12 protein-coding genes are annotated in these 12,379 nt (G+C 67.0%); 7 read left to right on the top strand and 5 right to left on the bottom strand.

Annotated features, from left to right (window positions below):
* The first annotated feature begins 18 nt into the window (after positions 1–18).
* The 6 genes from HB681_RS05945 (at position 19) to HB681_RS05920 (ending at position 5,383) form a co-directional block, all read left to right on the top strand.
* Complete coding sequence (locus HB681_RS05945) at positions 19–258, top strand: hypothetical protein (RefSeq protein WP_213953840.1); 240 nt, start codon at positions 19–21, stop codon at positions 256–258.
* A 31-nt stretch (positions 259–289) separates the two neighbouring features.
* Complete coding sequence (locus tag HB681_RS05940; RefSeq protein ID WP_213953839.1) at positions 290–907, top strand: isochorismatase family protein; 618 nt, start codon at positions 290–292, stop codon at positions 905–907.
* Between the two features lie 183 nt (positions 908–1,090).
* Positions 1,091–1,582: a YidB family protein gene (locus HB681_RS05935; RefSeq protein ID WP_213953838.1), complete on the top strand. Its 492-nt coding sequence runs from the start codon at positions 1,091–1,093 to the stop codon at positions 1,580–1,582.
* Between the two features lie 21 nt (positions 1,583–1,603).
* The gene (locus HB681_RS05930; protein ID WP_213953837.1) at positions 1,604–2,272 is read left to right on the top strand and encodes a glutathione S-transferase family protein; all 669 of its coding nucleotides are present in this window, start codon (positions 1,604–1,606) and stop codon (positions 2,270–2,272) included.
* Between the two features lie 4 nt (positions 2,273–2,276).
* The gene (locus HB681_RS05925; protein WP_213953836.1) at positions 2,277–4,334 is read left to right on the top strand and encodes an AsmA family protein; all 2,058 of its coding nucleotides are present in this window, start codon (positions 2,277–2,279) and stop codon (positions 4,332–4,334) included.
* On the top strand, positions 4,331–5,383 hold the full coding sequence (locus HB681_RS05920) for a YihY/virulence factor BrkB family protein (RefSeq protein ID WP_345944630.1): 1,053 nt from the start codon (positions 4,331–4,333) through the stop codon (positions 5,381–5,383). The genes HB681_RS05925 and HB681_RS05920 overlap by 4 nt, the downstream gene beginning before the upstream one ends.
* Positions 5,384–5,499: 116 nt before the next feature.
* Here the strand turns inward: HB681_RS05920 and HB681_RS05915 are convergent, their stop codons facing one another.
* Positions 5,500–5,760 (bottom strand): 4Fe-4S binding protein, encoded by a 261-nt coding sequence (locus tag HB681_RS05915; RefSeq protein WP_213953835.1) that lies wholly within the window; start codon positions 5,758–5,760, stop codon positions 5,500–5,502.
* Positions 5,761–5,907: 147 nt separating this feature from the next.
* Between HB681_RS05915 and HB681_RS05910 the strand changes: the two genes are divergently transcribed.
* Entirely contained in the window at positions 5,908–6,546 is a 639-nt protein-coding gene (locus tag HB681_RS05910) for a heme-binding beta-barrel domain-containing protein (protein ID WP_213953834.1), read from the top strand.
* A 61-nt stretch (positions 6,547–6,607) separates the two neighbouring features.
* Here HB681_RS05910 and HB681_RS05905 read toward each other — a convergent pair whose 3' ends face one another.
* The 4 genes from HB681_RS05905 to HB681_RS05890 form a co-directional block, all read right to left on the bottom strand.
* Positions 6,608–7,513 (bottom strand): ornithine cyclodeaminase family protein, encoded by a 906-nt coding sequence (locus tag HB681_RS05905; protein WP_213953833.1) that lies wholly within the window; start codon positions 7,511–7,513, stop codon positions 6,608–6,610.
* 93 nt (positions 7,514–7,606) lie between these two features.
* Positions 7,607–9,154, bottom strand: a complete 1,548-nt coding sequence (locus HB681_RS05900; protein WP_213953832.1) for a sugar ABC transporter ATP-binding protein — start codon at positions 9,152–9,154, stop codon at positions 7,607–7,609.
* On the bottom strand, positions 9,151–10,260 hold the full coding sequence (locus HB681_RS05895; protein WP_213953831.1) for a strictosidine synthase: 1,110 nt from the start codon (positions 10,258–10,260) through the stop codon (positions 9,151–9,153). Before HB681_RS05895 ends, HB681_RS05900 begins: the two co-directional genes overlap by 4 nt.
* Positions 10,260–12,374 carry an SMP-30/gluconolactonase/LRE family protein gene (locus tag HB681_RS05890; protein WP_213953830.1) on the bottom strand — a complete coding sequence of 705 codons (2,115 nt, stop codon included), beginning with the start codon at positions 12,372–12,374 and terminating at the stop codon, positions 10,260–10,262. The genes HB681_RS05895 and HB681_RS05890 overlap by 1 nt, the downstream gene beginning before the upstream one ends.
* Positions 12,375–12,379 lie beyond the last annotated feature (5 nt).

The raw sequence follows: 12,379 nt of genomic DNA, 5'->3' as shown, positions 1-12,379 counted from the left end.
CCCACAACCTGATCGGCCATGGCGGAGGTTCTCGACCTGATCCAGTGGCCTGCCTTCGCGACCTCGGTGGCTGCGGCGTACCTGGTCGGATCGAACGCCAGGGGCCGTCGCAACCTCGGGTTCTGGATCTTCCTGCTCAGCAACGTCCTGTGGGTTGGCTGGGGTCTCCATACCGGCGCGTGGGCACTGATCGCGCTGCAGCTGTGCCTGGCCGCGCTCAACATCCGCGGCCTGTTCAAGACGGAGCCGGCCGGATGACCGGGTTCGCCGATCTCTTTGGTTGACCATCATGGCGACAGCTCGCGGCAATGCGTTGGCTTCGGAAGTCGCCGCGGGCGGTGAAGCGCTTCTCATCATCGACATGATCAGCTGCTGGGACTTCCCGGATGCCGGGAAGCTGCGCCCCGGCGCCCTGGCGATTGCGCCGGCGATCGCGGCGTTCAAGAAGAGGTGTGGCCGCGCCGGTGTGCCGACGATCTACGCGAACGACAACCTCGGCCGCTGGCGATCGGACTGGAAGGCGCTGGTCGAGAGCTCGATCGCGTGCGGGGGCGACGCGGCGACGGTGACCACTCTCCTGCTGCCAGGCCCGGAGGACTACTTCGTGCTGAAGCCCAAGCACTCCGCGTTCCACGCCACGCCCCTGACGCTGCTCCTCCATCACCTCCGCGTGCGCAAGATCTACGTCGCCGGCGTCTCCAGCGATCAGTGCGTCATGACCACCGTGGCCGAGGCGCGGATGCGCGATCTCGAGGTGGAAGTGCCACGCGACCTGGTTGCCACGCAAAGCAGCGCTCGCAACGAGGCGGTCCTCCTGCAGTACGAGAGGACCCATGGGCTGAACACGGCGGCCGCCCCACGGATTCGGCTTGCCGCGGGCAAGTCCCGATCCGGGCGGCTGCGATAGGACTGTCGACCCCGACGGCATCGCGATGCGATTCGAGACACGCTTGTGCTGCTGCGCAGCGCCGTCGACGAGGAATGGTGTGAGGTGGCGTAGGTCCCGGCTGCCTCGATTTGCCGAAGTGCGCCTTCATCGTGTCCCGGCGCGGCGCGCAAACTTCTCTTTTCAACCTGCTGGAGGTGACTCATGGGCATGCTTTCCGAGATAGTCGGCGGATTCGTCCACAGTGCACTCGGCACACGCGGGGCCGCGCGGCCCGGCGGCGGCGTGCGAGGTCCATTGCTGATGGCGTTGCTTCCCATACTTCTGAGCATGCTGAGCCGGCAGGGCGCCCAGGACGGTGGCGCCTACAACGGGGCGACAGCGAGCGCAGGCGGGCTCGGAGGCTTGGGCGATCTGCTGGGCCGGCTCACTCAGAAAGGCTATGGGCGACAAGCCGCTTCCTGGGTAGGCGACAGCGACAACGAGCCGTTGCCGCCCGGCGCGATCGATGAAATATTCGATGCCAACGAACTGCAACATGTGGCCGACCAGGCTGGCATCAGCAGTGACGAGGCGCGAGCAGGGATCTCCGAACTGCTGCCCGATGTCGTCGACCACCTGACGCCGCAGGGCATCGTGCCGGAGGACACCGCGCTGACGGACAGCGTCGATACCTATCTGAGACGGTTGGCCTGAGCGCTGCCGGGTCAGCGGGGCATGAACTCATCTTCTTTCGTCCTCTACGGCGCACCGGGTTCCGGCGCGACGCCGATCCATGCAGCCCTGACGCTGATCGGCGCGCCAGTGGAGGTGATCGACGTCGCGCCATGGTGCGGCGACAGCGAACGGGACAAGCTCAGCGAAATCAACCCGATGCGACAAGTTCCGGTGCTCGTTCTCCCTTCGGGCGAGGTGATGACCGAAAGCGCAGCGATCCTGATCTGGCTGGGCGACCGTTATCCCTCAGCCCGCCTGGTACCCACCGTCGACGACCCGAGGCGCGCGCAGTACCTGCGGTGGATGAGCTTCGTATCGGCGTCGATCTATGCGCTCTACTGGGTGCGTGACAAACCGTCGCGACTCGCCCTCGACAGTGCCGCCGCGACCGTGATCGAGGAGCGCAGCGCAGAACGGATCGCTGCCTGCTGGCGCGTGATGGACGCCCAGATGCGAGGGGGGTCACGCTACCTGCTGGGCGACGACATCAGCGTTCTCGACTTGTACGTCACGGTGGTCTCGCGCTGGCAGCCGCGCCGGCTGAGGTTCTACCGCGAGGCGCCGCGGATGGCCGACATCGTGCGCCGCGTCGACGCCGAGCCGCGACTGTCGCAATCCTGGGCGGCGCGATACCCCTTCACGAGCGATTGGGAAAGCCACGGGCCGTGACACCATGAAGCAGCCCACCATTGCACCGCTGCGCCGCCATCCGGTGTTGACCACCTTCGGGGTGCTGGCACTGCTGTTGGTCGCGTTCGTCATCCTGTTCGACTGGAACTGGGTGCGTCCACCGCTCGAGCGCTATATCTCCACGAAGACCGAGCGCGAATTCCGGATCTCCGACCTGCACGTCAAGCTCGGGCTGACGCCGACGATTCGCATGCGCGACGTCTATTTCGGCAACGCCAAATGGTCGAAGGACGAGCCTGCCATGGCGAAGATCGAAGCGCTTGAGTTCTCGGTTGCACTGCGCGACCTGCCAGAAAAAATCCTCGTTCCGCGCGTGGCGCTCACACGTCCTGAACTGGTCTTCGAACGGCTGCCGGACAACCGCAAGAACTGGATCCTCTCGGACCCCTCGGACACGTCGCCGAGCAAGTTGCGAATCAGCACGCTCTCGGTGGACCACGGCCACTTGCGCTACATCGACCATGGCGAGCCCTTCGTGCTCGACGTCCTCGGCAGCACCTTCGATCCCGCGAGCCAGGAAAAGGTGAAGGACGCCGATGCCAAGCCGTCCAACAATCGCTATACGACGCAGTACGACTTCAAGGGTACTTACCACGACGCAGGGTTTTCCGGCCGCGCGCTGACCGGTGATGTGCTGAGCTTCCAGGAGTCCGGCGTGCCCTTCCCGCTCAAGGGCCAACTCGATGCAGGGACCACCAAACTTGCCGTGGAAGGGACGATCGCCGACGCGGCGAACATCTCCGCCATCGACGCGCAACTGCGCATCGAGGGCCAGACGCTGGCCAACCTCTATCCGTTCCTGCTGCTGCCGCTGCCCGCCTCCCCGCCTTACCAGCTGCAGGGCCACCTGGTCCTGAAGGGCAACCGCTACACGATGGACGACCTGGCGGGCAGGATCGGCTCCAGCGATGTCACCGGCAAGGGCGCCTATGTCGACCAGAAGCCGCGCCCGCTGCTGACCGCCGACCTGCACAGCAAGCTGCTCGACATCGCCGACCTGGGCCCCCTCGTCGGCGTGCAGACCCGGCAGAGCGGCGGCAAGCCAGCGATGTCCCAAAGCGAAACCAGCAACCGCCCCGTTGCCAAGGCCAAGGAAAAGGCGATCGATCCCGACCACGTGCTGCCGGCGGGCACCTTCGAAGGGAGCCGATTGCAGAAGATTGATGCCGACGTCGATTTCGTCGCCACCAAGCTCGTCGTGCCGGACGCGCTGCCGCTGCAAAGCCTGAAGGCCTCGCTGCACCTGCACGACGCGATCCTGAAAGTCGAGCCGCTCGATTTCGGCTTCGCGGGCGGGACCATCGCGTCGCGGGTGTCGCTCGATGCGAGGGAACCCACGCTCAAGTCGGATGTCCAGGTCGATCTGCAACGCGTGCGTGTCGACCAGCTCGTCCCCGACAACGAAACCATCGCGAAGGGTGCGGGCCGCGTCGGCGCGACCCTCCACCTCAAGGGCACCGGCAATTCGATTGCCGACGCGGCTGCAAAGGCCGACGGGCGCATCGCCGCGACGGTGGTCAATGGCCGTATCTCCAACCTGCTCGACGCGGCCAGCGGATTGAACGGCGGCAAGGTGCTCGCGCTGCTGGCCGAAGGGGACAAGGACATCGTCATCCGTTGCGGCGGCGTGGCCTTCGACGTTGCGGGCGGGCGCGGCAAGTCGACGCTGTTCGTGATCGACACCGAGCAGACGCAGGTGCTGGGCAGCGGCTGGTTCGACCTGGAGCACGAACGCTTCGACATGACTGTCGCACCGAAGCCGAAGCAGGTCGGCCTGCTCTCCCTGCGAACCCCGGTGCGCGTCCATGGCAGCTTCAAGAAGCCGGACTACGAGATCGTGAAGGGCCCCCTCCTCCTTCGCGCAGGCGGCGTGGTGGCGCTGGCGACCATCAACCCGATCGCGGCGCTGCTGCCCCTGATCGAGACCGGACCCGGCGAGGAAACGAACTGCGCGAACGTACAGCGCACGGTGGGAGGCGCCGCCAAGCAAGCGGGCGGCGCCAGCAAGCCCGCCGCGGCCGGGAAAGGAAGGACACCGTGAGCCCCAAGCACCTTTTCGATCTCTGCCGCAAGGCGGTGATGGCCTGGATCGACGACTTCGCGCCGAGCATGGGCGCCGCGATCTCCTACTACACCATCTTCTCGCTCGCGCCGCTGCTGGTGATCGTCATCGCTGTCGCGGGGGCGATCTTCGGCCGGGATGCGGCCCAGGACCAGATCGTCGCGCAGATCGGCGGGCTGGTCGGCCAGGATGGCGCGACCGCCGTGGAAGCCATGCTGCGCGCCGCGTCCGACACCGACAAGGGCCTGGTAGCCGGCATCATCAGTTTCGTGGTGCTGCTGGTCGGTGCGACGACGGTCTTCGCCGAGCTGCAGAGCGCGCTCGACAGGATCTGGCATGTCCCGGAAAAGGAGAAGCCGACTGGCGTGTGGGCCGTGCTGCGCGCGCGGGTGCTGTCGTTCGGGCTCATTCTGGGCGTGGCCTTCCTGCTCATCGTCTCGTTGATGGTGAGCGCCGGACTGGCTGCCTTCGACACCTGGTTCGGCGGACTGATGCCGGGTTGGGAGGCATTGATGCAGACGCTCAACCTGCTCATCTCGTTTGGCATCGTCACCCTGCTCTTCGCCATGATCTTCAAGCTGATGCCGACCGCGAAGATTGCCTGGCGCGACGTGTGGATCGGCGCGGGCGTGACGGCGCTGCTGTTCGAGCTCGGCAAGCTGGGGATCGGATCGGCTTGTACCTGGGCAAGAGCGGCGTCACCGAGTCTTTCGCGGCCGCCGGATCGCTGGTGGTGTTGGTCGCCTGGGTCTACTACGCTGCGCAGATCTTCCTGCTCGGTGCGGAGTTCACCAAGGTCTATGCCGATGCCCATGGCTCGCTCGCCGGAGAGAAAGCCGTGGACGCGACCAAGGTCGCGGCCGATGTCCAGGCTGCCGGCTCATCGCGGACCGAGCTTGCGCACGCAACGGGACAGGGAGCAGTTTTGGCCGTTGCCGCGGACGTGCCCGACTACGCCGCGCTTGCGCGTGTCGCAGCGACCCAGCGCGAGGTGGACACCCGCGTGGCCCTCGGCACGCGCATGCTGACGCGGCAACTCGTCCTGCTCGTCGCCGTCACGCTGGGGAACGCATTCGCCCGCAAGCAGATTCGACGGCAGAAGAACAGGACGAAGTGAGGCCTGCGGGACGCTGCGGTCCGGCGCTCACGCCTTCTTCATCGCAATCACGCGAAACGGACACACCACCGCGCAATCGCTGCAGCCCGTGCACCGCTCGGCGTCGTGCAGCACCGAAGTCTTTCGCCATTGCACGACTTCCAGGCTCAACAGGTGCAGGTCGCACGCGGCCACGCACCAGCCGCAGCCCGTGCAACGCGCGGCGTCGACGACGGGTAGCCAGCCCGGGCGGGCCGGCCTGAGGCGCCTCTCTGGCGCTGGGGTGGATTCGGTGGACGGGGTGGTCATGGGCCGCAACCCGCATTCAGGCCGGGTTTTGATCAGTCTTGAGTCATCATAGCCACCGAATTTCCGGCGCTCGCTGCCCGCCCCGCAAGGCCTTTTTTGCAGTGGGTCGGCAAAAATTCGTCCTATCCACTCCCAAGCCCGATGCCCATGCCCACGTTCCCAGCCGACATCTACACCGAGCCCTCCGACCTGGACGGCCAGACCCTCGCCAACCTCGGCCCCTTGGCCCGCATGGCCGGCCTGTGGCGCGGCGAGAAGGGCGTGGATGTGAAGCCCAAGGCGCAGGGCCCGAAGACGCAGACCTACGTCGAACACTACGAGTTGCAACCGATCGACCCGCAGACCAACGGCCCGCAGGTGCTCTATGGCTTGCGCTATCACACCTTCATCCACAAGACCGGCTTCACCAAGATGTACCACGACCAGGTCGGCTACTGGCTGTGGGAGCCGGCCACGGAAACGGTCATGCTCACGTTGGCCATTCCGCGCGGCCAGATCGCCATGGCCAGCGGCAAGGTCAGTGCCGACGCGGAGAGCTTCGAACTCGTGGCCACGCATGGCAGCCTGGTGAACGGCATCGTGTCCAACCCCTTCATCGAGCATGCGTTCACCACGCTGGAGTGGCGCATCAAGGTCGCGTTCCAGCCGGAGGGCACCTGGTCGTACGACCAGGACACCGTGATGCAGATCCAGGGCCTCGCCGAGCCCTTTCATCACACCGACCGCAACACGCTCGCCAAGGTCGGCGAGCCCTCCCCGAACCCGCTCGCCTTGCAGGCGCGGTGATGCGCGCCGGCAGCGGGCCTTCCCGGCGGCCCGCTACGGCGATCCGAGAGCGAGGACGTCCCTATTGCGGTTGTGCAGCGTCCATCGACGCCCGATACACCAGCCCGGCGGCCGCGATGTCTTCCACCGCCACCCCCACCGACTTGAAAAGGGTGATGTCGTCGGCATGCTGCCGCCCCGGACGGCTTCCATCGATGACCTCGCCCAGCTCCGCGAAGATGTGACCGGCCGCGATGACATCGCCCGACTCGCGCGACGCGGCCTCGCGCGCCTCCACGTACAGGCGGCAACGGCCCAGTGCTTCGTCGTCCAGCTCGCGCCAGTCGGGCCGGGGCGCGCCCACCGTGTTGATGTGGACGCCCGGCGACAGCCAGCTGCCCTGGAGCACCGGCGTGCGTGACGTAGTGGCGACCACGATGACGTCGGCGCCCAGCACCGCATCCTCCGCCGAGGCGGCCGCGCGCACGCCGTGTTCGCGCGCAAAGGCCTCGCCGTGGTTCGGGCTCCACACGGTCACTTGCTCGAACGGACGAACCAGCCGCAGCGCCTCCAGGTGGCTGCGCGCCTGAACGCCGGAGCCCAGGATCGCCAGCGAGCGCGCGTCCTTGCGGGCCAGCAGCCGCGTGGCCACGGCCGACACGGCGGCAGTGCGCATCTCCGTGATGAGCCGTCCGTCCATCACGGCCAGCGGCTCGCCAGTCTCCATGCGAAACAGCATGATCAGCGCGTGGTGCGTGTGCACGCCCTTGTTCTCGGGATAGAAGGTCACGAGCTTGGCGCCGAGCTGACCCGAGACGCTCGCCGGCATCGTGAAGAAGAAGCCGCCTTGTCCCGGCACGGACAGCACGTTGCGCAAGGGCTGGACGGCCCCGCCGGAGGACAGTGCGTGCAGCGCCTCTTCCATGGCGGGAATCAAGGCGCCCATGTGCAGGAACCGGCGGACCGCATGCTCGTCGAGGAATTTCATGAGACTGGTTTTGTCAGGCGAATCTCATGCCAGTATCCATGTCGCTGCGTGGGCCGCCTCCCCCGCAGGGGGGAGCGCAGCTTCGGGGGTGAGTCAATGAATAGCGGCGTACATGATCTTCTCCTGCGTCGCCTCCAGCGCGGAGAACTCGACCACCACCTTTCCCTGCTTCGCCACCAGGATCCGGTCGGACAGCGACATCACCTCCGGCAGGTAGGACGAGATCACGACCACGGCCTTGCCGGCGTCGGCCAGGCGGTTGATCTCGGCATGGATCTCGGCGATGGCGCCCACGTCCACGCCGCGCGTGGGCTCGTCGAAGATGATCACGTCCGGGTCCTGCACCAGCGACCTGGCGATCACCACCTTCTGCTGGTTGCCGCCGGAAAGCTCGATCACCTTCACGTCCTTGCTGATCGCGCGCACGTTGAGCAGCCTGGTCCAGTGCTCGCCCACCGCCCTCGCCTTCGCGCCCGAGACCAGCCCGAAGGCGCTGCCCACGCGGCCCAGCAGGCCCATGTAGATGTTCTGCTGGATCGACATGGTTTCGAAGAAGCCCTCGATCTTGCGGTCCTCGGTGATGTAGGCGATGCCGTCGCGCACCGCGGAGCGCGCCACCTTGTAGCGCACCGGCTTGCCGCGCAGGAGCACCTCGCCGCCGTGGAAGAAGTCGCGCTTGATGAGGCCGGCCACCACCTTGAAAGTCTCGGTTCGCCCCGCGCCCACCAGCCCGAACACGCCGGTCACCTGCCCCGCGAACACCGACAGCGAATTGTTCTTGACCATCGACGCCATGCGCAGGTTGCGCACCGCCAGCAGGCATTCGCCCTGCGGCCGCACGGTGGTCTTCTTCTGGCCATACAGGGTCTGCGACAGGTCGCGCCCCACCATGGCCTTGACGATGCGGGCGCGGTCGAAGTTGGCCTTGTCGTCGGTCACCACATGCCGGCCGTCGCGCAGCACCGTGATGCGGTCGGCCAGCAGCAGCGCCTCTTCCAGCGCGTGCGAGATGAAGATGATCGACACGCCCCGCGCCTTCAGGTTGAAGATGAGGTCGAAGAAGTACTTCTTCTCCTCCGGCGTGAGGCTGGCCGTCGGCTCGTCGAAGATGATGATGCGGGCCTTGTGCAGCACCGCACGCGCGATCTCCACCATCTGCTTCTTGGCGGCGCCCAGCATGCCGACGGTGGCCGTCGGGTCCACGTCGAAATTGAGCGACTGCATGAACTGCTGCGCCGCGATGTAGACGCCGCGCAGCCGGTTGAAGAAAGCTTCCTGCCCGAGGTAGAGGTTCTGCGCGACGGTCATGGTCGGCACCAGGCTGGTTTCCTGGAACACCATCGCGATGCCCTTGTGGCGCGCCTCCAGCGGCGTGCGCAGGTCGACCGGCTGCCCTTCGACCAGCATCTGCCCGCCGGAGAGCGACACCACGCCGGCCATCACCTTGGTCAGCGTCGACTTGCCCGCCCCGTTCTCGCCGACCAACGCATGGATCTCGCCCCGGCGCAACGTGAAGTCGACGTCCTCGATGGCCGGCACGCCGGCGTACTTCTTTGTGGCGGCGCGCAGTTCGAGCACGTTGTCGAAGGCGGCGCCTGTCGATGCAGCGCCTGCGATCGCATCGGTTGCCATGTCCGTCATGCCGCTTCCTCCATGGCGTCGAACGGGACGCGCAACAAGCGTCCGGCGCCCTTCGAGGCGGCATACAGCGCACCGTGGTACTCGGCCACGGCCGTGATGCCGTGGTGCCGGCCATCGACCTGGCTGTGCAGCGAGCGCGTCGTGCGGCCAGCGGCGTCGACGTGCAGCACCAGGCCATAGGAACGCGGCGGCGCCCAGGGCTTGAGCACACCCATCTGCTTGACGCCGGCACCCTGCAGCGGCTCCAGGAAACTCGCCCCCGAGCGCAGCGCGGGCGCGACCCACAGGCTCGGCTCGATCTCCTGCAGCATGCGCTTGCGATAGGCGTCCTCGCGCAGGATGAACTCCACGAGTTGCGTTCGGCAGACGAAGCAGGTCAGCCAGAAGCCACCCGCCGCCGCGTGCGCCATGCGCGAGGGATAGCCCGGCAGGTCCGACAGCATGGGCGCCGGCCTCGCGCCTGCAGCGCCCCCCGCGCGCATGACACGATGCCGCCAACTCTCGCTGAAGATGACCTCGCCATCGAGTGGCAACACGCCGAAGGCATGCTCCAGGCCGCTGACCAGCAACTCGGCCTGGCCGCCGCTGCCCCAGCGCACGACCCGCCCGCTGTGGCCCTTCTCCATGAGGTCGCGGCACCAGTCGGCCGGCGCATGCTCGGCCGAGCCGTCGCTCAGCAGGATGTTCTCGCCGGACTCGTCGAAACAAAGCGCATTGACACCCCGCAACGGCACGCCCGAGACCTGCTCCAGCCTGGCCCGCTCGCCCCATCCCGTGCGTCCCCGCGACATCACGCGCATACCCTTGCCGCCCACCGCCAGCGCCACCGCGCCGTTCTCGTGCACGGCCAGCGCGGTGATCTCCGCCTCCATCCGAAGCATCTCGACCAGGCTGCCGCCCTCCAGGCCGTAGAGCACCGGGCCGGCCGTCGCATACAGCCTGAAGCCGTCGGTTGCCAGATCGTCGATGCCCTCCAGTTCCGCCACCACCTGCGCGTTGTCGAGCACGCGGTTGGGCTTGAGCGCACCGTCCATCACCGGCACCGTGATCGCCGCACTGCCGCGCCCCAGCACGCGATCGACAAAGCCGCCCAGCGCGCCCCGCATCAGGCGGCCCTCCAGCGGCGTTCGTACTGCGAGAAGGTGGCGTCCGCGCCGGGCAGCTTGTACACGCCGATGCGGTTGTTGGAAATGCCGCCCAGGTAGAGGTGGCCCTTGTGCTCGCGCATCGAGGTGATCATCGGATGGTTCTCTCCGCCCAGGTCCCACAGCGTCTCCAGCACCTCGCCCGCTTCGTTGAACTTGAGCACGCAGCCGGTGTTGATGTTCGGGAACAGCCACTCGTCCAGTGGCAGGCGCTGGGCCATGCGCTTGCGGAAGCCCGGCATGCGCATCGCCAAGTCGTACGAGGGCGAGCGCATGCCGACCATCGCCAGCCAGTAGTTGCCATCCGATGCGAGGTTGATGTTGTCCGGGTAGCCCGGCAGGTTGTCGATCACGCTCTCGACGCAGCCCTTCTTCGGCCCGTCGAACCAGTAGCGCTTGATACAGCAGCCCCAGGTCTCGGCGAACAGGATCGACTGGCCGTCGCTGGCGATGCAGATGCCGTTCGGGAACTTGAGGTCGCGCAGCACGGTGCGCGTCGAGTTGTCGCGTGGGTCCCAGCAGACGATACGGCCATTGCCGCGCGCCTCCAGCCCGTCGACCGGCCACTCGTCCATCTCGTAGCGCACCGTCGCCTCGCTGAAGAAGATGCGGCCGTCGTCGGCGATGTCGAGGTCGTCGGCCAGGCGCAGGCGGCTGTCGTCGTTGATGGAGCGCCAGCTCCGGTTGGTTTCATCGGTCACACGCTCGACCGTCTTGTCGGGCTTGATGCGGTACAGCCCCATGCCGCCGATGCAGACGTACAGGTTGTGCTCGCGGTCGAAAGCCATGCCCAGCGGCTGCCCGCCGATGTGCGCGAAGACTTCCATGCGCTCGTAGTCCGGCGCGAAGAAGCGGATGATGTCGCCGTGCCGCGATCCGGCGTAGAGGTTGTCGTCGCGGTCGAGGATCACGTCCTCCGGGGACTCGATGCGGCCCAGGCCGATCAGCGTCACGTCGCGCAGCTTGTTGTTGAGCGCGAAGGCGCCGCCACCGCCCATGCTGCAGTCCGGCGAAACGCCCAGCCGGTGATAGGTCGGGCTCACATAGACCTTGCTGATGATGCGTTGCCTGTTCTTGAGCCAGCGCACGTCGATCACCGCCGCCAGGATCAGGATGCCCGCCAGCACCATGCGGATCACGCCGCCCGAGGCCGACATCGACGTGAGCCCGTTGGTGATGAGCAGCACCAGCAGCGTGCCGACCATCGCCTTGGTGACCGAGCCGCGCCCTCCCCCCAGGCTGATGCCGCCGATCACCGCCGCGGTGAGCACCAGCACTTCCATGCCGATGCCGATGTCCGCCCCGGCCGTCGCAAGTCGCGAGGCGAAGAAGCAGCCCGCCGCGCCGGAGAGCACGCCGCAGCCCACGTAGCAAAGAAAGACCGTGCGACGCACCGCGATGCCGCCGTTGTAGGCCGAGCGGCGCGAGCCGCCGATCGCCATGATGTGCCAGCCCACGCGCAGCCGCGTCAGCATGATGTGTCCCGCGACCGCCACGAAGGCATAGAACCAGGCGACGGTCGGCAACCCCAGGAAGGCGCCGCTGCCGATGAAGTCCCACACCTCGGAATCCGGCAGGTTGCCCGCGATCGCGGTCGAATACTGCCCGCTGAGGATCTCGTACACCGAGCGGAAGATGATCAGCGTGATCAGCGTCGTGAGAAAGGCGCGCAGCCGCAGGTAGCCGATCAGGTAGCCGTTGACCGCGCCGAGCGCCGCGCCGCACAGCAGCGTCGCCGGCACCGCCAGCAACACCGGCCACTTCAGCACGTGGATGAACAGCAGCGCGAAGAAATTCGTCAGCGCGAACATCGACCCCACCGAGAGGTCGATGCCGCCGACGATCATCACCAGCCCCATGCCCAGCACGATGAGGCCGATCTCGCCGGCCTGCCGCAAGGTGTCGGCCAGCGCGCCGGCCGTGTAGAAGTTGCCGATCAGCCGCCCCGAGACGAAGACGACGACGCCCAGCAACAGCACCGGGATGGCGGTCTCCGTCCACCGCTTGGACAGGATCTCGCCGACCCAGTGGTCGGGCCAGTAGCGGTAGCGCAGCCGCGTGAGGGTTTCGGTCACCCGGG

Source organism: Variovorax sp. dw_954 (genome assembly GCF_018449755.1).
Taxonomy (GTDB): Bacteria; Pseudomonadota; Gammaproteobacteria; order Burkholderiales; family Burkholderiaceae_C; genus Variovorax.
Note: the sequence above shows the minus strand (reverse complement) of the source record. Positions and strands in the feature narration are given on the sequence as shown.